The organism is Nocardioides sp. YIM 152588, from assembly GCF_040191335.1.
Taxonomy (GTDB): domain Bacteria; phylum Actinomycetota; class Actinomycetes; order Propionibacteriales; family Nocardioidaceae; genus Nocardioides.
Genome location: NZ_JBEGDJ010000020.1, coordinates 1 through 21,842, shown reverse-complemented (window position 1 = coordinate 21,842; position 21,842 = coordinate 1). Strand labels below are relative to the sequence as shown.

At 73.5% G+C, this 21,842-nt stretch carries 16 protein-coding genes; 8 read left to right on the top strand and 8 right to left on the bottom strand.

Annotation, left to right across the window (positions count from 1 at the left end; genetic code table 11):
• Position 1 precedes the first annotated feature (1 nt).
• The 4 genes from ABLM29_RS11580 to ABLM29_RS11565 all read right to left on the bottom strand — a co-directional run bounded on the left by ABLM29_RS11580 (position 2) and on the right by ABLM29_RS11565 (position 5,530).
• Positions 2-499 carry a beta-class carbonic anhydrase gene (locus ABLM29_RS11580; RefSeq protein WP_349714263.1) on the bottom strand — a complete coding sequence of 166 codons (498 nt, stop codon included), beginning with the start codon at positions 497-499 and terminating at the stop codon, positions 2-4.
• A 66-nt stretch (positions 500-565) separates the two neighbouring features.
• Complete coding sequence (locus tag ABLM29_RS11575) at positions 566-2,260, bottom strand: MFS transporter (protein ID WP_349714262.1); 1,695 nt, start codon at positions 2,258-2,260, stop codon at positions 566-568.
• Between the two features lie 29 nt (positions 2,261-2,289).
• Positions 2,290-3,000 carry an LppX_LprAFG lipoprotein gene (locus tag ABLM29_RS11570; protein ID WP_349714261.1) on the bottom strand — a complete coding sequence of 237 codons (711 nt, stop codon included), beginning with the start codon at positions 2,998-3,000 and terminating at the stop codon, positions 2,290-2,292.
• A 19-nt stretch (positions 3,001-3,019) separates the two neighbouring features.
• Positions 3,020-5,530, bottom strand: a complete 2,511-nt coding sequence (locus ABLM29_RS11565) for a DNA gyrase/topoisomerase IV subunit A (protein WP_349714260.1) — start codon at positions 5,528-5,530, stop codon at positions 3,020-3,022.
• 149 nt (positions 5,531-5,679) lie between these two features.
• Between ABLM29_RS11565 and ABLM29_RS11560 the strand changes: the two genes are divergently transcribed.
• From ABLM29_RS11560 to ABLM29_RS11550, 3 genes are all read left to right on the top strand, one after another.
• A complete protein-coding gene (locus ABLM29_RS11560; protein ID WP_349714259.1) occupies positions 5,680-8,451 on the top strand; it encodes a bifunctional acetate--CoA ligase family protein/GNAT family N-acetyltransferase in 2,772 nt (923 codons plus the stop codon).
• A gap of 63 nt (positions 8,452-8,514) precedes the next feature.
• Complete coding sequence (locus tag ABLM29_RS11555; RefSeq protein WP_349714258.1) at positions 8,515-9,111, top strand: DUF5998 family protein; 597 nt, start codon at positions 8,515-8,517, stop codon at positions 9,109-9,111.
• On the top strand, positions 9,108-10,277 hold the full coding sequence (locus ABLM29_RS11550) for an alkaline phosphatase family protein (RefSeq protein WP_349714257.1): 1,170 nt from the start codon (positions 9,108-9,110) through the stop codon (positions 10,275-10,277). The genes ABLM29_RS11555 and ABLM29_RS11550 overlap by 4 nt, the downstream gene beginning before the upstream one ends.
• A gap of 158 nt (positions 10,278-10,435) precedes the next feature.
• Here the strand turns inward: ABLM29_RS11550 and ABLM29_RS11545 are convergent, their stop codons facing one another.
• The gene (locus tag ABLM29_RS11545; protein WP_349714256.1) at positions 10,436-11,104 is read right to left on the bottom strand and encodes a thymidine kinase; all 669 of its coding nucleotides are present in this window, start codon (positions 11,102-11,104) and stop codon (positions 10,436-10,438) included.
• Positions 11,105-11,293: 189 nt separating this feature from the next.
• Here ABLM29_RS11545 and ABLM29_RS11540 point away from each other — a divergent pair, with 189 nt between their 5' ends.
• Positions 11,294-13,321, top strand: coding sequence for a M3 family metallopeptidase (locus tag ABLM29_RS11540; RefSeq protein WP_349714255.1), 2,028 nt, complete (start codon positions 11,294-11,296; stop codon positions 13,319-13,321).
• A gap of 28 nt (positions 13,322-13,349) precedes the next feature.
• On the opposite strand, the gene ABLM29_RS11535 is transcribed toward ABLM29_RS11540, so the two are convergent.
• The 3 genes from ABLM29_RS11535 to ABLM29_RS11525 form a co-directional block, all read right to left on the bottom strand.
• A complete protein-coding gene (locus ABLM29_RS11535) occupies positions 13,350-14,516 on the bottom strand; it encodes a PQQ-dependent sugar dehydrogenase (protein WP_349714254.1) in 1,167 nt (388 codons plus the stop codon).
• 107 nt (positions 14,517-14,623) lie between these two features.
• Positions 14,624-15,520 (bottom strand): 3-methyl-2-oxobutanoate hydroxymethyltransferase, encoded by an 897-nt coding sequence (panB, locus tag ABLM29_RS11530; protein WP_349714253.1) that lies wholly within the window; start codon positions 15,518-15,520, stop codon positions 14,624-14,626.
• A 121-nt stretch (positions 15,521-15,641) separates the two neighbouring features.
• Positions 15,642-16,193, bottom strand: coding sequence for a VOC family protein (locus ABLM29_RS11525; protein WP_349714252.1), 552 nt, complete (start codon positions 16,191-16,193; stop codon positions 15,642-15,644).
• Between the two features lie 70 nt (positions 16,194-16,263).
• Here ABLM29_RS11525 and ABLM29_RS11520 point away from each other — a divergent pair, with 70 nt between their 5' ends.
• The 4 genes from ABLM29_RS11520 to ABLM29_RS11505 form a co-directional block, all read left to right on the top strand.
• A complete protein-coding gene (locus ABLM29_RS11520) occupies positions 16,264-18,324 on the top strand; it encodes an NAD(+) synthase (protein ID WP_349714251.1) in 2,061 nt (686 codons plus the stop codon).
• A 169-nt stretch (positions 18,325-18,493) separates the two neighbouring features.
• Positions 18,494-19,774 carry an MFS transporter gene (locus tag ABLM29_RS11515; RefSeq protein WP_349714250.1) on the top strand — a complete coding sequence of 427 codons (1,281 nt, stop codon included), beginning with the start codon at positions 18,494-18,496 and terminating at the stop codon, positions 19,772-19,774.
• 147 nt (positions 19,775-19,921) lie between these two features.
• On the top strand, positions 19,922-20,971 hold the full coding sequence (locus ABLM29_RS11510; RefSeq protein WP_349714249.1) for a FecCD family ABC transporter permease: 1,050 nt from the start codon (positions 19,922-19,924) through the stop codon (positions 20,969-20,971).
• On the top strand, positions 20,968-21,842 hold an 875-nt coding region (locus tag ABLM29_RS11505), incomplete at its 3' end, for an iron chelate uptake ABC transporter family permease subunit (RefSeq protein ID WP_349714248.1). The genes ABLM29_RS11510 and ABLM29_RS11505, both read left to right, overlap by 4 nt.

Below are 21,842 nucleotides of genomic sequence, written 5' to 3'. Positions count from 1 at the left end.
ATCAGTACTTCTGCTCGAGGAGGCCGGAGTCGACGTCGTAGATGAAGCCGCCGACCTTGACGGTGTCGGGGACCAGCGGGTGGCTGGTGATGCGGTGGATGTCCAGGCCCAGGGTCGCGGCCTGGTCCTCCACCACGTGGAACCGCTGCCAGGTGGCGTCGGTGCCGGCCGAGGCGGCGACGCGCTCGCGCAGCGTCTCCTCGGAGTTCGAGGCGACCGCGCAGCGGGTGTGCGGCACCACCAGGACGCGCTCCACGCGCAGCAGGTGGACGCCGAGGACGATCGCCTCCAGGGCCGCCTCGGTCACGCGCGCGCCCGGGTTGCGGAAGATCTTGGCGTCGCCCGGCTTCAGCCCGAGCATCCGCAGCGGATCGATCCGGGAGTCCATGCAGGTCACCAGCGCCACGCCGGCGTGCGCGACGCCGTCGAAGCCGCCGAAGTCGAAGTCGGAGCCCGCGAAGTCGCGGTTCGCGGACAGCAGGTCGTCGAAGTCACCCATGGGGTGAGAGTAGCGGCGCCCACCAGCGCCGCCACCACCGGTCGGGCACCGGTCGCGCGCTGGTCGTCAGCCGCCGGCGCGCAGCGCCTCGGCCACCGGGACGTCCCGGGTCGGCGCCGAGCGGAGCAGTACGACGGCCAGCAGACCCGCCGCGGTCGCGGCCAGTGCGGCACCGGCGAAGACGGCCTGCTCCTGCAGCACGCCGAGCTCGCTGAGCCCGAGGTCGGGCTGCTCGGCGCGGGCCTCGTAGAGCCGGCGCAGGCCGATGGTGGTCAGCGCCGAGATGCCGACCAGCATGCCGACCATCCGGGCCACCACGACCAGCGCCGAGGCGAGGCCGTGGCTGTCGTCGGTGGTGCTGGCCAGCATCGCGGCGTTGACCGGAGCCAGGGCCAGCCCGAAGCCGAGGCCGCCGAGGACCAGCGGCACGTTGGCGGTCAGCGACTCCAGGCTGGTCATGTCCCAGCGGGCCATCCACGCGAACGCCGCCGCGGCGGCGAGCATGCCGCCGCAGGCCACCGCCCCGGCGGGGAGCCGGTGCAGCAGCCAGCCGCCGAGCAGGGCGCCGAACGGCAGCGCCACCAGGAACCGCAGCAGCACGAGCGCGGCGGAGAGCTGGGAGTCCGGGTAGACGGTGGTCCTGGCGAACAGCGGGATGTCGACCAGCGCCGCGATCAGCGCCCAGCCGACGAGGAAGCTGACGATCAGGGAGCCCCACGCGGGCGTCGCCCGGAGAGCTCCGCGGGGCACCACGGGCCGCTCGGCGCGCCGCAGGTGCACCACGAACGCGGCGGCGGCCGCCACCGAGGCCAGCAGGAACCACGGCCCCTGCGGCGAGAAGACGGCCACCTCGGGGTCGGCGGTGGCGAAGGCCAGCACGACGCCGGCGAGGGCGGCGCCGAGCAGCAGCGCGCCGACCAGGTCGGCCTCGACCGCGGAGCGCACCCAGCCGCGCAGGTCGATCAGCGGGTCGGGGCCCCACCAGCACCAGGTCAGCAGCACCGCCGCCGCGACGATCGTGACCAGCCCGACCGGTGTGACCCAGCGGGAGCCGTCGTCGACGTACGGGATGAAGAGCTGGCCCCAGGTCAGGTCGCGCTTGAGGGAGGGTGGTTGGACGAACGTGACCGTGCCGGCGACGAGCGTCACCAGCAGGGCGGCCAGCCCGACCAGGTCCGGCACCCGGCGGCGCTCGGGCCGCGGGCCGGTGCCGCGGCCGACGACGCGGACCGCGACCACCAGCAGCGCGCCGACGGCGAGGTTGAGCGCGAAGATGGCGCGCCAGGAGCCGAAGGCGAGGATGACCGCGCCGTACAGCGGGCCCAGCACGCTGCCGAACTCCTGGACGGCGGAGACCAGGCCGAGCGGGATGCCGCGCCGGTGCGCCGGGTACATCGCCGCGACCAGCGACATCGTCGCCGGCACCAGCCCGCCGCCGCCGACGCCCTGGAGGAACCGGCCGGCGACCATCGTGACCAGGTCCGGCGCGACGGCGGTCAGCGCCGAGCCGAGGGAGAACAGGACCAGCGACATCCGGAGCACCGGCACCTGGCCACGCAGGTCGGCGACGCGGCCGATGAGGGGGAGCGTGGCGACGTACCCGAGCAGGAAGCCGGAGACGATCGGCGCCGCCCGCTGCAGCTCCTCGATGGAGATCCCGACCGCCGCCATCATGTCCGGCAGCGCGAGCACGACGACGTAGGTGTCGACGGCGGCGAACGCCACCGCGAACGCGCAGAACCCCAGGAGCAGTCGGTTCATGGTCGTCGCATCCCCCATGACGGCCGGCCTCACTTCGGCGCCGAGATGTCCTTGGTCACGTCGTACTCGGCGATCGAGATCCGGTAGGTGATCGGGTCGGCGTCGGGGAAGAACGAGCCGGTGATGTCGGCCGTGCGCAGGTAGCCGTCCTCGTCGACGTTGAACGTGGCGTCCACCTCGTCGGCGTCGGTGCAGGGCAGCACCTCGCGGATCGCGTCGCCGGGGACCGTGCCGGTGTAGGGGGTGATCACGATCGACGGGTCGACCTCGTCCCGCGCGGACTCGCCCTCCTCGAGGCCGGTGGCGGCGGTGAGGACGCCGGAGACGCCCGCGGTCGGGTCGAGCAGCATCGCCGGGTCGGGGCCGCAGAAGTCCTTGGGCTGGAACTCGTCGGTCCAGCCGATCAGGGGAACGTCGATCCAGACGGTGCCGTCGACCGAGACCACGTCGATGTCGCTGGCCGGGATGCCCGAGACGCGTCCGGCGATGACGCCCTCGAACGAGGCGGGGTCGGCGACGATGGTGCCCTCGGCCTCCGAGAGGTAGTCGGTGCCCGGGTCCTCGTCCGTGCCGAGCGTCGCCTCCACGCCGCTCGTGGCGTCGAGCTTCTCCTTGGCCGCGGCGAGCACCTCCTCCGGGGTCTGCTCCGCCGCCGCGGGCTCGTCGTCGCCGGAGCAGGCGGTCAGCGCGAGCGGAGCGAGCAGGAGGGCAGCGAGGAGCGACTGGCGCGACGGCGTCATGGGGTCACCCTGACACACGTCAGCCGGCCGCCGGCGCCGGGTCGCCGCCGGAACCGGACGCGTCGCCGAGGACGCTGCTCAGCGGCCCCGCGCAGGCGGCGATGGGCTGGCTGCTCGGCACGCCGGAGCCGTCCCGCCGCCCGGTGGCGGGCGGCAGGTCGACCGGGGCGCCGCTGGAGGCGCCGGCCCGGGCGGGCGCCGGTCCGGCCCAGGCGAAGACCAGGGTGTCCTCGCCCTTGAGGAACCGGTGGCAGCGGACGCCGCCGGTGGCGCGCCCCTTGCCCGGGTACTCGGAGAACTCGGTCACCTTGACCGCGCCGGGCTCGGTGCCCGGCAGGGCCGTGGACGAGCCGGACGCCGTGACCACGACGGCACCGGCGTCGAGCAGCGACTGCTCGAGGACGCCGAACCAGAGCACCCGCTGGCCGTCGGCCACCCGGACGCCGGCCATGCCGCCGCCGGAGCGGCCCTGGGGCCGGACGACGTCGGCGCCGAAGTGCAGCAGCTGGGCGTCCGTGGTGATGAAGCACAGCTCCTCGGTGCCCGAGCGCAGCTGGACCGCGCCGACCACCTCGTCGCCGTCCTTGAGGCCGATCACCTCCCACTCGTCCTTGCCCAGGACCTCGGGGTTGACCCGCTTGACGACACCCTGGCGGGTGCCGAGCGCGAGGCCGGGTCCGTCGCTGGTGAGGGCGCACAGCCCGATCGCCCGCTCGCCGGCGTCCAGCGCCAGCACCTCGCTCAGCGGCAGGCCGCCCTGCAGGTTCGGCTCGTTGGCCGACGCCGGGATCGCGGGCAGGTCCAGCACGCCCAGCCGCAGCAGGCGGCCGGCGGAGGTGAGCACGCCGATGTCGGCGCGGGCGGTGGTGGCCACCGCCGAGGTGATCACGTCGTGGTTGGCGCGGCCGCCGCCCGAGCCGACGGGCTCGGCGGAGGAGGTGCGGGCCAGCAGCCCGGTCGCGGAGAGCAGCGCGAAGCAGGGGTCGTCGGCGACCTCCAGCGGTGCCGCCGCGGCGGCGACCGCGGCCGAGCCGGCCGACTCCAGCAGGACGGTACGACGCGGGGTGCCGTAGGTCTTGGCCACCTCGGCCAGCTCGTCGGAGACCACCTTCCGCAGCAGCGCGTCGTCACCGAGGATCGCGTCCAGCTCCTCGATCTCGCGGCGCAGCGTCTCCTGCTCCTTCTCCAGCTCGATCCGGGAGAAGCGGGTGAGCCGGCGCAGCTGCATCTCGAGGATGTACTCGGCCTGCGGCTGGGAGAGGTCGAAGACGCTCATCAGCCGCTCCTTGGCGGCACCGGAGTCGTCGCTGGTGCGGATGACCTGGATGACCTCGTCGATGTCGAGCAGCGCGATCAGCAGGCCGTCGACCAGGTGCAGGCGCTCGGCCTTCTTGGTGCGGCGGAACTGGCTGCGGCGGCGGACGACGTCGTACCGGTGCCCCAGGAAGACCTCGAGCATCTGCTTCAGGCCCAGGGTCCGGGGCTGGCCGTCGACGAGCGCGACCGCGTTGATGCCGAAGGAGTCCTCCATCGGCGTCAGCTTGTAGAGCTGCTCCAGGACCGCCTCGGGGACGAAGCCGTTCTTCACCTCGATCACCAGGCGGAGGCCGCTCTCGCGGTCGGTGAGGTCCTTGAGGTCGGCGATGCCCTGCAGCTTCTTGCCCTGGACCAGCGTCTTGATCCGCTCGATGACCTTCTCGGTGCCCACGTTGTAGGGCAGCTCGGTGACCACGATGCCCTTGCGACGGCCGAAGGTCTCGACCCGCGCGGTGGCGCGCATCTTGAACGTGCCGCGGCCGGTCTCGTAGGCGTCCCGGATGCCGTCGAGTCCGACGATCTTGCCGCCGGTCGGCAGGTCGGGGCCCGGGATGAACCGCATCAGGCCGTCGACGTCGGTCTTCGGGTGCTGGATCAGGTGGCGCAGCGCCTGTACGACCTCGACCAGGTTGTGCGGGGCCATGTTGGTGGCCATGCCGACGGCGATGCCGGTGGTGCCGTTGACCAGCAGGTTCGGGATCGCGGCCGGCAGCACGCTCGGCTCGAACTCGCGGCTGTCGTAGTTCGCCCGGAAGTCGACGGTGTCCTCGTCGATCGACTCCGTCATCGCCATCGCGGACGGCGCCATCCGGCACTCGGTGTAACGCATGGCGGCGGGGGAGTCGTCGGGCGAGCCGAAGTTGCCGTGGCCGTCGATGAACGGCAGCCGCATCGACCAGGGCTGGGCCATCCGGACCAGCGCGTCGTAGATGGCGGAGTCGCCGTGCGGGTGCAGGCGCCCCATCACCTCACCGACGACGCGGGCGCTCTTGACGTGACCGCGGTCGGGCCGCAGGTTCATGTCGTTCATCGTGTAGAGGATCCGGCGCTGCACCGGCTTGAGGCCGTCGCGCGCGTCCGGCAGGGCGCGGGAGTAGATGACCGAGTAGGCGTACTCCAGGAACGACGACTGCATCTCGTCGCGGATGTCGGTGTCGAGGATGTGCTCCTCGAAGTCGTCCGGGAGTGGTTCCTGCTTGCTGCGCCGTGCCATGGGGGTCATTCTCCCCGGCCGCACCCACCGACCGCGCGGAGGGCACGCCGGGACGGTGGGGGAGATCCGGGCGCCGGTGACCCGATCCGGCCCCGGCCGCCTGGTGTCGCTGGTCCCTCCGTGTCGCCGGGGACCGGTAGATTTCGCGTGTGAGCCCCGAGGACCTGCCCGCCACCGACCCCCGCCGGCCCGCGGTCGCGCCCGTGGTCGAGCCCGTCACGGCCGAGGTGGAGGCGCCGCCGGCGCACTGGGAGGGCGACGTGCTCCTCCGCGACGGCCGGACGGCGCACATCCGCCCGATCCGGGCCGACGACGGACCGCTGATGACCGAGTTCTACGCGCGGGTCTCCGACGAGTCGAAGTACTACCGGTTCTTCTCCCCGATGCCGACCCTCTCGCCCAAGGACCTGCGCCGGTTCACCCACGTGGACCACCGCGACCGGGTGGCGCTGGTGGTGATGCTCCAGGGCCGGATGATCGCGGTCGGGCGCTACGACCTGGTCGAGAACCATGAGGCCGAGGTCGCCTTCCTGGTGGAGGACGAGCACCAGGGCCGCGGCATCGCCCAGCTGCTGCTCGAGCACCTCGCGCAGGCCGGCCGCGAGCGGGGCGTGGAGCGGTTCACCGCCGAGGTGCTGCCCGACAACACCCGGATGATCCAGACCTTCCGCGACGCCGGCTACCGCGTCGCCAGCGGGTACGCCGACGGCGTGATCACGCTGGAGTTCTCGATCGACCCGACCGACACCGCGATCGGGATCATGCACAACCGGGAGCACCTGGCCGAGTCGGCCTCGATCCACCGGTTCTTCCACCCGCGCTCGGTCGCGATCATCGGCGCCAGCCGGCGGCAGGAGACCGTCGGTCAGGTGCTGGTCCGCAACCTGGTGACCGGTGACTTCACCGGGCGGGTCTACGTGGTCAACCCGAGCGCGAACGCGGTCTCCGGCATGCCGGCGTACAAGACCGTCAACGAGATCGCCGACGATGTCGACGTGGCGATCGTGGCGGTGCCCGCGGACGCGGTGACCGACGTCGTGCTCGACTGCGCGGCGAAGGGCGTGCACGGCCTGATCGTGATCTCGTCCGGCTTCGCCGAGACCGGCGAGGAGGGCCGCCGCCGGCAGCGGCACCTGGCCGGGCTGTGTCGCTCCTACGGGCTGCGGCTGATCGGCCCGAACTGCCTCGGCGTGATCAACACCGACCCGGGCGTCCAGGTCAACGCCTCGCTCTCCTCGGTGATGCCGAGCCGCGGTCGCGCCGGCTTCTTCTGCCAGTCCGGCGCCCTGGGCACCGCGATCCTGGAGAAGGTCCGCAACCGGGGCCTGGGCCTGTCGACGTTCGTCAGCGCGGGCAACCGCGCCGACGTCTCGGGCAACGACCTCCTCCAGTACTGGGAGGAGGACGACGCGACCGAGGTCGTCATGATGTACCTGGAGTCGATCGGTAACCCGCGCAAGTTCTCCCGGATCGCGCGCCGCGTCTCCCAGCGCAAGCCGATCGTCGCGGTCCGCTCGGGGCGCACCACCCAGGGCGTGCCGATGGGGCACACGGTCCGCCGGATCGACGCGCCGCAGGCCGCGGTGGACGCCATGTTCCGTCAGGCCGGCGTGATCCAGGTGGACACCCTCGACGAGATGTTCGACGTCGCCCAGCTCCTCGCCCACCAGCCGCTGCCGCGCGGGCGCCGCGTGGCGATCGTCGGCAACTCCGACGCGATCGGGCTGCTCGCCGCCGACGCGGCCTCCGCGATCGGGCTCGTCGTCAACCGCTCCGTCGCGATGCGGCCCGATGCCACCGCGGAGGACTTCGAGGACGCGCTCGACGACGCCATCGACGACCCCGACGTGGACTCGGTGATCGCGGTCTACCTGCCCCCGCTGGACGTCTCCGGCGAGGAGGTGGCGAACGTGCTGGCGGCCGTCGGCGAGCAGTCCGACAAGCCGCTGGTCTCGAGCTTCCTCGGTGCCGAGGGTGTCCCCGAGCTGCTCCGGGTGCCCGACGTCGCCGGGTCCTCGGCGGGACGCGGCTCGGTGCCGTCGTACCCGGCCGTGGAGGGCGCGGTGCGCGCGCTCGCCCGGGTGGTGGAGTACGCCGTCTGGCTGAAGACGCCGGACGGCACCCCCTCCGACCTCGGCGAGATCGACGTCCGCCGCGCGAAGAAGCTGGTCGGCCGCACGCTGCTGGAGGTCGGCGCGGAGCGGGCCGAGAAGGGGGTCGACCTCGACCAGGACCAGGTCGGCGACCTGCTCGACTCGTTCGGGATCGACCTCTGGCCCGTGCACCCCGTGGTCAGCCTCGACGAGGCACTCGAGGTGGGCGAGGCGGTCGGCTGGGACCTGGTGCTCAAGTCGACCCGGCCGTCGGTGCGGGAGCGCCCCGACCAGGCGCACGTGTGGCGCAACATCAGCTCCGCCTACGACATGACGGAGGCCTGGGAGACCCTGAACCGGGTGATCACCGAGCCCGCGCGGGCGCAGTTCGTGCTCCAGAAGAACGCGCCCCCGGGCGTGCCGATCGCCATCCGCTCCACCGAGGACCCGCTGTTCGGGCCGGTGGTCTCGTTCGGCATCTCCGGGCCGGTGATCGAGCTGCTCGGCGACCGCTCGTACCGGATCCCGCCGCTGGACGCGCAGACGATCTCCACGATGGTGCGCGAGGTGAAGAGCTCGCCGCTGCTGTTCGGCTACCGGGGCACCGAGCAGGTGGACGTGGCCGCGATCGAGCAGCTGATCGCCAAGGTGGCGGCGCTGCAGAACGAGCTGCCGGAGATGAGCTCGCTCGAGCTCGGGCTGGTGCTGGCCGGGGCCGACGGCGTGCGCGTGCTGACCGCGACGGCGCGGGTCGCCCGGGTCAAGGACCCGCGCCCCGACTCCTTCGTCCGGCGGATGCCGGACCTGATGACCACCATCCCCGAGTAGGTCGGCGCGGCTATGGTCCGGGGCGAGGACGGGCGCGGGCGGCGCCGTGGCAGGATTCGGAGCATGCCTGACCCCACCCACGCCGTCACCGAGGGCGATCGCGCCGCCGAGCTCCGCGCAGCGATCGACCGCACCGGTTACTACCCCGAGGTGGTCTCCGCCGCGGTCTCCGACGCGGTGGGCGGCGAGGACGTGCTCTCCTACTACGTCCACCACGAGCCGACCTTCGAGCGGGACGAGGTGCGCCGCCACCAGAGCGTCATCGTGCTCACCCCGACGCGCCTGATCCTGTGCCACACCGACGAGCACACCGGCGACGACCTGCTGCCCGAGCCCTACACGTCGACCTCCACCGAGGCCGTCTCGCTCTCCTCGGTGGGCTCGGTCGTGGTCACCCGGATGGTCACCGAGCCGTCCTCGGGTCCGCGCCCGCCCGCCGAGGCGGTGCTGACCATCGGCTGGGGCGGCGTCAGCCGGGTCGACCTGGAGCCGGCGGCCTGCAACGACCCGCAGTGCGACGCCGACCACGGTTACACCGGCGTGCTCGCCTCCGACGACTTCTCCCTGCGGGTCTCGGCCGCTGCCGACGGCAAGGACGCGGTGGCCGGCCTGCTCGGCTTCGCCGCGAGCCTGTCGGCGCGGACGCGCGGCGGCCGGTGAGCGGGTTCGTGGCCCCCGGCGAGACCGGCGGGACGACCGGCGCGGCGACCGGGGACTTCTGCGCGCCCGCCTACGGCGAGCGCTCGCTCGGCGACATCGTGCCGGCGGTGGCGCGGGCGATCGGCAGCCCGCTGGGCCCCGCGCCGTCGGGGCTGGTGCTGCCCGACGCGGGGTCGTACGTCGTCTTCCTGATCGACGGCATGGGGGCCCGCCTGCTGCGCCGGTACGCCGACACCGCGCCGTACCTCTCCTCGCTGCTGGTCGGCTCCGCGCCGGCGACCGCGGGCGTCCCGTCGACCACCTCGACGAGCCTCACCTCCCTGGGCACCGGGCTCGCGCCCGGCGACCACGGCCTGGTCGGCTTCACCACCCGGGTGCCGGGCACCGACGAGCTGCTCAACGCCCTGCTCTGGGACGTCGACATCGACCCGCTGCAGTGGCAACCGCACCAGACGACCTTCACCGCTCTGCAGAACGCGGGGGTCAGGGTGAGCGTGGTCAACAAGCGCGAGTTCGACGGCAGCGGGCTGACCGTGGCCGCGCACCGGGGTGCCGACTACGTCGGCGCCGACCGCGTCGGCGAGCGGATCGCCGCGGTCGTCGCGGCCTCGGCCGCCCGCCCGTCCCTCACCTACGTGTACGACGGCGACCTCGACTGGACCGGTCACCGCTGGGGCGTCGCCTCGACCGAGTGGCTCCAGCAGCTCGCGATGATCGACCACGAGGCCGAGCAGCTGCGCGACGCGCTGCCGGCCGACCGCCGGCTGGTGGTGGTCGCCGACCACGGCATGGTCGACGTGCCCGCCGCGAGCCGCGTCGACGTGAGCGAGCAGGACCACCTGCGGGCGGGTGTCGCGCTCCTCGGCGGCGAGGCGCGCTTCCGGCACCTCTACTGCGTCGCCGGTGCCGTGCCCGACGTGATCGACACCTGGCGTTCCGAGCTGGGCGGTCGCGCCGAGGTGCTGACCCGGGCCGAGGCGATCGGCCGCGGCTGGTTCGGCCACGTCGACCCGTCGGTGCTGCCGCGGATCGGCGACGTGGTCGTGGCCTGCCGCGACGACTTCGCGGTGCTGTCGACCGAGACGTTCCCCTACGAGGCGCGGCTGATCGGCATGCACGGGTCGCTGACGCACGACGAGATGGAGATTCCCGTCCTCGTGGATTGAGGTCGGGCCGCGGGTGCATGAATCACCGGTTGACCGGTGATTCCTGCGGTTTGGCGCCACACCAGCCCCAAAAGCGCAGGAAGTGCCTGTCCTCAGATACGGGTGAGGTGCATGAGGCACACGACCCGAGGCCCCGACACGGCCCGACCAGCAGGCCGCTACGGGAAAGGCAGCGGGTCCGGGGAGAGGCTGACGGCGCGGGCGCGGGCGGCGGTCAGGCCGCGGCGGTGGTGCTGTCGGCAGAGCACCTCGTAGGCGACCTCGACCTCGTGCACGGGCTGGGGCGGCGGCGTACCGCCGTCGACGTCGCCGACCACGACGACCTCGCCCTCGGTGACCATCACGCCGTCCTCGGTGCGCGCGTTGTGGGTGGCGCGCTTGCCGCACCAGCACAGCGCCTCGACCTGGAGCACCTCGGTCCGGTCGGCCATCTCGACCAGCCGCGCCGATCCGGGGAACAGGCGGGTGCGGAAGTCGGTGAGGATGCCGAAGCAGAAGACGTCGATCTGCAGCTCGTCGACGATCTTGGCCAGCTGGTCGACCTGGGCGGGCGTGTAGAACTGGGCCTCGTCGCAGATCATGTAGTCGATCCGCGCGCCCTGGGTGAGGGCGTCGACGGTGTAGCGCCAGAAGTCGAAGTCGTCGGCGACCTCGTGGGCCTCCGCGGTGAGCCCGAGCCGGGACGAGACGAGCGCCGCGCCGGCCCGGTCGTGGGAGGTGAAGAGCCGCCCGACGCGGCCGCGGGCCGCGTGGTTGTGGTTGGTCTGCAGTGCCAGCGTGGACTTGCCGGCGTCCATCGTCCCGGTCCGGAAGGTCAGCTCAGCCACGCGCGGAATCCTCTCACCCCGGTCTCCGGGCGGCGCCTCGGGTCTGGTCGGCACGGGCGGAGCGGGGTAGTCCCTGACGAAAAGCACCGGGTTCGGCGACTTTCCGGTGCTTTTCGTCAGGGACTACCCCGCCCGATCCCGTCAACGCCACCCCGCGCCACCCCGCCACGCACCACCTAGGGTGAGCCCGTGACGCACTTCCTGCTCGAGGCCAGCGACCTGCCCTACCAGCTGCCGCGGTTCGCGGACATCACCGACGAGGACTACGCCCCCGCGATCGAGGAGGGGATGGCCGCGCAGCTCGCCGCGATCGCCGCGATCACGGCCGACCCGGAGCCGGCCACGTTCGAGAACACCCTGGTGCCGCTGGAGGTCAGCGGGGCGGGCCTGCACCGCGTGCTCAGCATCTTCTTCAACAAGGCGAGCGCGGACACCAACGACCGGATCGACGCGATCCGCGCCGAGGTCGCGCCCCGGCTGGCCGCCCACACCGACGCGATCCTGCTCGACCCCGCGCTGTTCGCCCGGCTGCAGGCGGTGCACGCGGAGCGCGACGGACTCGACCCCGAGGCGCGCTACCTCGTGGAGCGCTACGTCACCGAGTTCACCCTGGCCGGCGCCGCGCTCGACGCCGCCGAGAAGGAGCGGCTCACCGCGCTCAACGGCCGCATCTCCGAGGCCGAGACGGCGTTCGAGCTGGCGCTGCAGGCCGACAGCAACGACCTGGCCGTGGTGGTCGACGACGTCGCCGAGCTCGACGGCCTCACTGCCGGCGAGATCTCCGCGGCGAAGGCGGCCGCCGACTCCCGCGGCCTGGACGGCAAGTACCTGCTGACCCTGGTGCTGCCGAGCGCCCACCCGCACCTGGCGTCGCTGACGAACCGCGACCTGCGCAAGCGGCTGTACGACGCCCAGCGGGCCCGCGGCAGCCGGGGTGGTGAGCACGACACCCGCGCGGGAGCGCTGGAGATCCTGCGGCTGCGCGCCGAGCGCGCCCGCCTGCTCGGCTTCGACACCCACGCCGCCGCGGTCACCGCCGACAACACCGCCGGCACGCCCGCCGCCGTCCGGGCGATGCTGGAGCGGCTGGCCGGTCCGGCCGCCCGCAACGCGCGGGCCGAGCACGCCGCGCTCTCGGCCAGCGCCGGCTTCGAGGTGGAGGCATGGGACTGGCCGTTCTACGCCGAGCAGGTCCGCGCCAGCGAGTACGACGTCGACCTGGCCGCGCTGCGGCCCTGGTTCGAGGCGGAGCGGGTGCTGCGCGACGGCGTCTTCCGCGCCGCGACCCTGCTGTTCGGGCTCACCTTCTCCGAGCGCGAGGACCTCCAGGGCTACCACCCGGGCGTGCGGGTCTTCGAGGTCGCCGAGGAGGACGGCACCCCCGTCGGCCTCTACCTGCTCGACCTCTACACCCGCGACTCCAAGCGCGGCGGCGCCTGGATGAGCAGCTTCGTGGACCAGTCGGTGCTGATGGAGACCCCGACCGCCGTGGTCTTCAACAACCTCAACGTGCCGCAGCCCGCGCCGGGGGAGGCGACGCTGCTGACGTTCGACGAGACCACGACGTTGTTCCACGAGTTCGGCCACGCGCTGCACGGGCTGCTCGGTCGGGCGACCTACCCGAAGTTCTCCGGCACCAACGTCTTCCGCGACTTCGTCGAGTACCCGTCCCAGGTCAACGAGATGTGGATGCTGTGGCCGTCGGTGCTGGCCGAGTACGCGGTGCACCACGAGACCGGCGAGCCGATCCCGCCCGCGGTGATCGAGCGGCTGGAGGCCTCCGCGACGTTCAACGAGGGCTACGCGACCAGCGAGTACCTGGCCGCCGCGCTGCTCGACCTGGCCTGGCACGAGCTCGGCGCCGAGGAGGTGCCGACCGACCCCGCGCAGGTGGCCGAGTTCGAGGCGGCCGCGCTGGCGGCGGTCGGCCTGGACCTGCCGGCCGTCCCGCCGCGGTACTCCACGCCGTACTTCGCCCACGCGTTCTCCAGCGGCTACGCCTCGGCGTACTACTCCTACATCTGGAGCGAGGTGCTCGACGCCGACACCGTCGCCTGGTTCAAGGAGTCCGGCGGGCCGACCCGGGAGAACGGCGAGGCCTACCGGACGCACGTGGTCGGCATCGGCGGCACCATGGACCCGCTGGAGTCCTACCGCGACTGGCGCGGGCGCCCGGCGCCGATCGAGCCCCTGCTGGAGCGGCGCGGCCTCGCCTGAGCGGGCGAGGCCCCTCGCTGGGCGCGGATCAGCGGACCGGGCGGACCCGGAGCAGCAGGTCGGCGCCGGAGCCGTTGCTGGTGGTGACCAGCAGCGTCCCGTTCGGTGCGACCGTCACGGCGCGGAGCCGGCCGTACTGCCCGCGCAGCCGGACCCGCTCCCGGACGAGCCGTCCCTTCTCGTCGAACGTGAGGAAGAGCAGGTGCTCGCCGCGGAGGGCGGCGATGACCATCGCACCGGAGAGCCGGCCCCACCCGCGGGCGGGCAGGAACGCGCCACCCGACGGCGCGATCGTCGGCTCCCCGGAGGACCAGCGGGCGTTCCACTGGCGCCCGGGCAGCGAGTGGTCGGTCATCGGCGGGCTCTCGTCGTAACCGGGGTCGGGCTGCCAGCCGAAGTTCCGGCCCGGCCCGAGCCGGTTGACCTCGTCGTCGCGGTAGGTGCCGTGCTCCACCGACCACAGCGTCCCGTCCGCCCGCTGCGACAGTCCCTGGACGTTGCGGTGCCCGTAGGTGAAGACGTAGCGCTTCGGCCCGGACGCGCGCGACCACGGGTTGCCCGGCCAGGCCTCGCCGGTGCGCCGGTCCAGGCGGAGGCTCTTGCCACCGAGGTTGCGCAGGGTCTGCGGGGCCTTCGTGATCGCGGCGTCGCCGGTGCCGACGACCAGCGCGCCGTTGCGGGCGATGAGCAGCCGGCAGCCGCCGTGCCGCCCGGTGGTGGTGGGCAGGCCCTTGAGCAGCGTCCGCTGCCGGCGGGCGCTGGCGTGGTCGTCGGCGAGCCGCCAGCGGATCACCCGGATGTCGTGGGCGCCGCCGGCGGTCTCCCATCCCGAGCAGGTGTAGATGCGTCGGTTCTTCGTGAACCTCGGGTCCACCGCCAGGCCCAGCAGGCCGGTCTCGCCCGACGTCCAGATCCTCGCGCCGACCAGGTCCACCGTCGTCCGCGTGGTGCCGTGGAGGAGGAGAAGGTCCCCGCCCCGCTCGGTGACGAGCAGGCGGCCGCCGCCGATCGCCTGGACGTCCCAGGGGATGTCCAGCTCGTCGGCGACGACGGTGACCTTCAGCGCCGGCACGGCCCGCTCGGACGGCCTGGGTGGGGGCGAGGAGGGTGCCCCCTCCGCGCCCGGGGCGGTGGAGAGCACGGTGGCGGCCAGGACGACGGCGATCGCGGCGCGGAGCGCGGCGGTGGGGCGCATGCCCGCCACCGTACGGCGGGGGCAGCCCGCGCCGATACGCCCGAGCGGCCGCGTTCAGCCCCTGTTCAGTCGACGTCCAGACCGCCGGCCGCCGTCGGGCCGGGTGCTCAGAAGGTGTGCTCCTCGGCCGGGAACGCGCCCGACTTCACCTCGGCGTCGTAGGCACGCGCGCCGTCGAGCAGCACCGAGCGCAGGTCGGCGTACTGCTTGACGAAGCGGGGGAGCCGGCCGGAGCGGAGGCCGAAGGCGTCCTGCCAGACCAGCACCTGGCCGTCGCACTGGTTGCCGGCGCCGATGCCGATGGTGGGGATGTCGAGCTCGGCGGTGACCTTCGCGGCCACGTCGCCGGGCACCATCTCCATCACGACGGCGAACGCGCCCGCCTCCTGGACGGCGTGGGCGTCGCGGAGGATCCGCTCGGCCGTGTCGCCGCGGCCCTGGACCCGGTAGCCGCCGAGGGCGTGCTCGGACTGCGGGGTGAAGCCGATGTGGGCCATCACCGGGATGCCGCCGCGGGTCATCAGCTCGATCTGCGGCGCCATCTCGACGCCGCCCTCGAGCTTCACGCAGTGCGCGCCGCCCTCCTTCATGAACCGGGCCGCGGTCAGGTAGCCCTGCTCGGGCGAGGCCTGGTAGGAGCCGAACGGCAGGTCGCCGACGACCAGCGCGCGGCGCACGCTGCTCGAGACCGCGCGGGTCAGCGGGATCAGCTCGTCGACCGTGATCGGCAGCGAGGTGGCGTTGCCGAGGACGTTGTTGGAGGCGCTGTCGCCGACCAGGAGGACCTCGATGCCGGCTTCGTCGAAGATCTGGGCGGTCAGCTGGTCATAGCTGGTCAGCATCGAGAACCGCTCGCCGCGCTGCTTCATCTCGCGCAGGTGCTGGGTCCGGATCCGCTTGATCGGGGCCGGCCCGGCGGACGTGGGGGTGGCGGTCGGGCCGCCGCCGTACGGGGCCGTCTCCTCCGCGGGGGAGGCAGGGGTGGTCCGGGGGAAATCGCTCATCGTCGAGCTCCGTTTCATCTCATCTCGCGGCTCCGCCAGGGGAGTCCACGGACATGTCAGGAACACAACGAGGCTAGTCCGGTCCGTGTGCCGGGCCGAGGGGCGGGTGCTGTGTCGTCCGTCACCCCACGACCGGCGCGGCGGCGTCGGCGGCCTCCTCCAGGTCCGCGACCACGATCCGGCGCATCCGCAGCATCGCCTGCATCGCGGCCTGCGCCCGGGCGGGGTCCGGGTCGGAGACCAGCTCGTAGAGGCGCGTGGGAACGACCTGCCAGGAGATGCCGTACCGGTCCTTGAGCCAGCCGCACATCGACTCCTCGCCGCCGTCGACGAGCGAGTCCCAGTAGTAGTCGACCTCCGACTGGTCGCCGCAGTCGATCGAGAAGGAGATCGCCTCGGAGAACGAGAAGTGCTGCGGGCCGCCGTTGATGCCCCGGAAGGCCATGCCGTCGAGGACGAACTCCCCGGCGTACACGGCGCCCGGGCCGTCCTCGGTGGCCGGCTGCCGGGCCAGGTGGCCGATCGAGGAGTTCGGGAAGATCCCGGTGTAGAAGCGGGCCGCCTCCTCCAGCTGGTCGTCGAACCACAGGCACGGCTGGATGCGGGTGGCCCGGATCGCGGGCGGCGGGCTGCTGGTCGGCTTGCTCGTGGGGTAGGTGTTCTCGGCGCTCATGCCGGTGCCGACCCGCCGAGGCGGTGGGATTCATCGCGGGCCGTCCCACCAGCCTCCCTAGACTCGCGCCGTGGACTTCTACTCCGCCTACGCCCACGGCTTCGCGCGCGTCGCGGCCGTCACCCTGCCGGTGGCGCTCGCCGACCCCGCGACCAACGCCGCGCGGGTCCTGGAGCAGGCGCGGGCCTGCCACGACGAGGGCGTCGCGGTCGCCGTGTTCCCCGAGCTCTGCCTCAGCGGGTACGCCGCCGACGACCTGTTCCTCCAGGAGACCCTGCTGGCCGCGGTCGCCGAGGCGCTGACCGAGCTGGTCGTGGCCTCCGCCGAGCTGCTCCCGGTGCTGGTGGTCGGCGCGCCGTTGGAGCACCGCAACCGGGTGCTCAACTGCGCGGTCGTGATCCAGGGCGGCCGGGTGCTGGGCGTCGCGCCGAAGGGGTACCTGCCGAACTACCGGGAGTTCTACGAGCGGCGCTGGTTCGGCGCCGGCGCCGACCTGCACGGCGAGTCCATCGAGGTCGGCGGCGAGACGGTGCCCCTCGGCCCGGACCTAATCTTCACCGCCACCGACGTGCCCGGGCTGCGGCTGCACGTGGAGGTCTGCGAGGACATGTGGGTGCCCGTCCCGCCGAGCGCCCACGCCGCGCTGGCCGGCGCCACCGTGCTCGCCAACGTCTCGGGCAGCCCGATCACCATCGCCCGCGCCGAGGACCGGCACCTGCTGGCCCGCAGCGCCAGCGCGCGGTGCAACGCGGCGTACGTCTACGCCGCGGCGGGGCTGGGGGAGTCGAGCACCGACCTGTCGTGGGACGGGCAGACGATGGTCTACGAGTGCGGCGACCTGCTCGGCGAGAGCGAGCGGTTCCCCGAGGGGCCGCGGCGCACCGTGGTCGACGTCGACCTCGACCGGCTGCGCCAGGAGCGGCTGCGGCAGGGCACCTTCGACGACAACGCCCGTGCGATCGGCCTGCCGGAGTTCAGGCGGGTGGAGTTCGAGCTCGAGCCGCCCGCCGGCGACATCGGGCTGCGCCGCAAGGTCGACCGGTACCCGTTCGTGCCCGACGACGCCGAGCGGCTCGCGCAGGACTGCTACGAGGCCTACAACATCCAGGTCTCCGGCCTCGAGCAGCGGCTGATGGCCATCGGCGGGGACTCGTTCCAGCCGAAGATCGTGATCGGCGTCTCCGGCGGCCTGGATTCCACGCACGCCCTGATCGTCGCCGCCAAGGCGATGGACCGGCTGGGGCGGCCGCGCAGCGACATCCACGCCTTCACCATGCCGGGGTTCGCGACCGGGGAGGCCACGAAGTCCTACGCCACCCGGCTCGCCACCGCCCTGGGCTGCACCTTCGCCGAGCTCGACATCAAGCCGGCGGCCACCCAGATGCTGCACGACCTCGACCACCCGTTCGTCGGCGGCGAGCCGGTCTACGACATCACCTTCGAGAACGTCCAGGCCGGGCTGCGCACCGACTACCTGTTCCGGCTGGCCAACCACCGGGGCGGGATCGTGCTCGGCACGGGCGACCTCTCCGAGCTCGCGCTGGGCTGGTGCACCTACGGCGTCGGCGACCAGATGTCGCACTACAACGTGAACGCCGGCGTACCGAAGACGCTGATCCAGCACCTGATCCGGTGGGTGATCGACACCGACCAGCTGCACGGCGGCGAGTACGACGCCGAGACCGACCTGGTGCTGCAGGAGATCCTCGACCAGGAGATCACCCCGGAGCTGATCCCGACCGCGGAGGGCGAGCGGCCGCAGGCCACCGAGGACTTCGTCGGCCCCTACGCGCTTCAGGACTTCACGCTCTACCACGTGCTGCGCCGCGGGGCGCGGCCCACCAAGATCGCGTTCCTGGCGCTGCACGCCTGGCGGGACGCGGCGGCGGGCGAGTGGCCGCCCGGCTTCCCGGCGGAGTCCCGCGCCGCCTACGACCTCCCGACGATCCGGAAGTGGCTGGAGGTCTTCGTCCGCCGGTTCTTCGCCAACCAGTTCAAGCGCTCCGCGCTGCCGAACGGGCCGAAGGTCGTCGCCGGGGGCACGATGTCGCCCCGCGGGGACTGGCGGATGCCGTCGGATGCGCGGGCCGACGCCTGGTTGGAGGAACTGGCCGGGATCCCCGAGGAGTGACCGCGGGGCATGACCGCGAGCGCCGGCGGCCGAGGATGACGGGAATGTTACGGGCCGCCGGTATCCTGACGTAGCCGGTGGATCTGCGCCGGCCGCACACGCGTGCATCACCTAGTCCGGGCGCCGGGCCAAGGCGGCACTGAACCGCCGACGAGCCCACGAGGTCCCGATGACACAGGAGCTGCTCAGCAGCGCGCCCGCTACCGCGACGGCCACCGCCGACGCACGCCCCGCCGGCCACGCCGGCAGCGTGATCGAGGCCAGCGGTCCGTCGTACTTCCCCGTGGCGCTGGCCGCCCGCCTGCCCTACGCGATGATGGTCGTCGGCGTGCTGACGCTGGTCGTCTCGGCGCGCGACTCGGTGGCGCTCGGCGGCCTCAACTCGGCGATGGTCGGGATCGGCACCGCCGTCTTCGGGCCGCTGCTCGGGGCCGCCGCGGACCGGTTCGGTCAGCGGCGGGTGCTGGTCGCCGCGAGCCTGGTCAGCACGTTCGCGCTGGTCCTGATGACCTGGGTCGTCCACAGCGCGCTGCCGAACGCCGCGGTGCTCGCCGTCGCCTTCCTGATCGGCGCCAGCGCGCCGCAGGTCGCCCCGATGTCGCGATCCCGCCTGGTCTCGCTGATCGGCCGTCGCCTGGAGCCCGCGCGCCGCGACCGGTCGTTCCACGCGACGATGGGCTACGAGTCGGCCGCCGACGAGCTGGTCTTCATCGTCGGCCCGGTCCTGGTCGGCGTCCTCGCCACCTGGTTCGGCCCGTCCGCGCCGGTGCTCGGCGCCGCCCTGCTCACCGCGATCTTCGTGACGGCCTTCGCGCTGCACCCCACCGGTCGCGTGGCCGAGCGGCACACCGGCGCCGAGAGCGCCGCGGCGGTCGCGCCGGTCGCCGACCTCTTCCGCCCGGCGCTGCTCGTGGTGGTGCTCGGCATCGGCGCCGTCGGCCTCTTCTTCGGGGCGACCCTGACGGCCCTCACCGCCTTCATGGCCGACAGCGGCCACGGCGACCAGGCCGGCCTGGTGTACGGCGCCATGGGTGTCGGCTCGGCCGTGCTCGCGCTCGCCGTCGGCTTCTTCCCGGCCCGGTTCGGCCTGGCGGCCCGCTGGGTCGTCTTCGCGGCCGCGCTGCTGCTCGGCGCCGCGCTGCTGCCGCTGGCCTCGTCGGTGGGTGCGGTCAGCTGGATGCTGGTCGTGGCCGGCGTCGGCATCGGCCCGACCCTGGTCACCCAGTACAGCCTCGGCGCCCAGCGCAGCCCGGCCGGCCGCTCGGCGACCGTGATGACCATGCTCGGCTCCGCGATCATCGTCGGCCAGGCCTTCGCCTCGGCCATCACCGGCCAGGTGGCCGAGCTCTGGGGGAGCCACGCCGCGATGGCGCTCCCCGCCGTCGCCGCGCTGCTCGTCGCCGTCGCCGGCGTCGCCAACGCGGTGATCACCCGCCGTCACCACCCCTGACCGCGAGTTGGGGGTTGGCGACGTTCGAGTCGCTGGTTGGCGACGTCGTTGTCCCGCCGAGGGTCGCCAACCCCCAAGTCGAGGGTCGCGAATCCCCAAGTCGAGGGTCGCGAACCCCCAAGTCGGCGGTTGTGTGAGACTTAGGTTATGCACGCCTTACTTCGTGACGACGAGGCCGTGGTCGCGGTACCGCCGCGGCGCGGCGTGGTCGCCACGGGGCGGGGGCGCCGGGTGGCCGTCGTCGCGGTCGCGGCGGTGGTCGTGCTGGTGGCCGGTGGGCTGAGTCTCGCGCTCGGCGTGCGCGGCGTCGCGCTCGCCGACACCTGGCAGGCGCTGGTCGACCCGGTGGCCGGGAACGTCGACCACGCGGTGATCCGCGGGCAGCGGGTGCCGCGGACCGTGATCGGGCTGCTGGCCGGGGTGGCCCTCGGCCTGGCCGGGGTGCTCGCCCAGGCGGTCACCCGCAACCCGCTGGCCGACCCCGGCCTGCTCGGCCTCAACGCCGGCGCCTCGCTCGGCATCGTGGTCGCCGCGACGACCTTCGGCGTGGTCGCGCCCGCGGCCTCGATCTGGTTCGCCTTCGTCGGTGCCGCGATCGCCGCCGTGCTGGTCTTCGCGATCGGGCACGGGCGCCCGGTCCAGCTCGCGCTGGCCGGTGCCACCGTCTCGGCGCTGCTCACGCCGATCACCACCCTCCTCCTCTTCCGCGACGTCAACGCCCTGGACTCGCTGCGGTTCTGGGCCGTCGGCGCGCTCACCGGGCGCGACCTGGACGCCGTCGCCGTGCTGTGGCCGTTCGTCGCGCTCGGCGCGGTGGTCGCGGCGGCGCTCGCGCACCGGCTCAACGGCCTGGCGCTCGGCGACGACGTCGCCGCCGGCCTCGGGCAGCGCGTCGGCGTCACCCGTACCTGGGCCGGTGCCGCGATCGTCTGCCTGGCCGGCGCCGCCACCGCCCTGGCCGGCCCGATCGCGCTGGTCGGCCTCGCCGTCCCGCACGCCGCCCGGCGCCTGGTCGGCACCGACTACCGCTGGCTGGTCCCGCTCTGCGCGCTGCTCGGCCCGGCGATGCTGCTGACCGCCGACATCGTCGGACGCCTGCTCGGCGACGACGAGCTGGAGGCCGGCGTGGTCGCCGCCCTGATCGGGGCGCCGGTGCTGATCGCCGTGGCCCGCGGGCGACGGGTGGCCGGCCTGTGAGCACGCTCCTCGTCAGCCGGATCCGGCGGCGCCAGCGCACCCGGGGCGCGGTGGTGGTCGCGGCGGCCGCCGGGATCGCGCTGGTGCTGCTCCTGCTGGCCCTCGGGCTCGGCGCCGCCGGCGTACCGCCGCAGCGCGCGCTGCCGGCCGTGTTCGGGATCGGCGACCGGCTCGACCTGCTGGTCGTGCAGCAGCTGCGGCTCCCGCGGGCGCTGGCCGCGGTCCTGGCCGGCGCCGCCTTCGGGCTGGCCGGCGCGCTGTTCCAGTCCACGCTGCGCAACAACCTGGCGAGCCCGGACATCCTCGGCATCTCCGGCGGCGCCTCGCTCGGGGCCGTCACCGCGGTCGTCGGGTACGGCGCCTCCGGCGGCGCCGTCACGCTCTCGGCGCTGGGCGGCGGGCTCGCCGCGGCCGTCGCGATCTGGGCGTTGGCCTGGCGCGGCGGACTGCACGGCCTGCGCTTCGTGCTCGTCGGGGTCGGCGTGTCCTACGTCTGCGCGTCCCTGATCTCCTGGCGGCTCTCCGAGGCCGACCACCGCGACGCCGGCACCGTGCTGCTGTGGACGGTCGGCAGCGTCGCGGACGTCCGCGACGAGCTGCTCGGCCTGCTGGCGGTCGGGGTCGCGGTCCTCGCCGCGATGGCGGCGCTGGTCGGCCGCGAGCAGCGGCCGCTGGCGCTCGGCGACGACCACGCCACCGCGCTCGGCGTCCGCACGGCGCGGGCGCGGGGCGCCGCCCTGCTGATCGGCGTCGGGCTGGTCGCGCAGGTCGGTGGCCAGTGCCATGTCCTCCAGCACCTGCTCCATCATCCGCTTGGTGCGCGCGTACGGGGAGCTGGTGGAGAGCCCGTCGTCCTCGCGGACCTCGAAGT

Coding starts and splice junctions, on each gene's coding strand:
- ABLM29_RS11570 (WP_349714261.1), bottom strand. CDS start 3,000: ATGACGCCGTCGCGCCAGTCGCTCCTCGCTGCCCTCCTGCTCGCTCCG.
- panB (WP_349714253.1), bottom strand. CDS start 15,520: ATGAGCGATTTCCCCCGGACCACCCCTGCCTCCCCCGCGGAGGAGACG.
- ABLM29_RS11565 (WP_349714260.1), bottom strand. CDS start 5,530: ATGGCACGGCGCAGCAAGCAGGAACCACTCCCGGACGACTTCGAGGAG.
- ABLM29_RS11580 (WP_349714263.1), bottom strand. CDS start 499: ATGGGTGACTTCGACGACCTGCTGTCCGCGAACCGCGACTTCGCGGGC.
- ABLM29_RS11535 (WP_349714254.1), bottom strand. CDS start 14,516: ATGCGCCCCACCGCCGCGCTCCGCGCCGCGATCGCCGTCGTCCTGGCC.
- ABLM29_RS11555 (WP_349714258.1), top strand. CDS start 8,515: ATGCCTGACCCCACCCACGCCGTCACCGAGGGCGATCGCGCCGCCGAG.
- ABLM29_RS11510 (WP_349714249.1), top strand. CDS start 19,922: ATGCACGCCTTACTTCGTGACGACGAGGCCGTGGTCGCGGTACCGCCG.
- ABLM29_RS11525 (WP_349714252.1), bottom strand. CDS start 16,193: ATGAGCGCCGAGAACACCTACCCCACGAGCAAGCCGACCAGCAGCCCG.
- ABLM29_RS11575 (WP_349714262.1), bottom strand. CDS start 2,260: ATGAACCGACTGCTCCTGGGGTTCTGCGCGTTCGCGGTGGCGTTCGCC.
- ABLM29_RS11515 (WP_349714250.1), top strand. CDS start 18,494: ATGACACAGGAGCTGCTCAGCAGCGCGCCCGCTACCGCGACGGCCACC.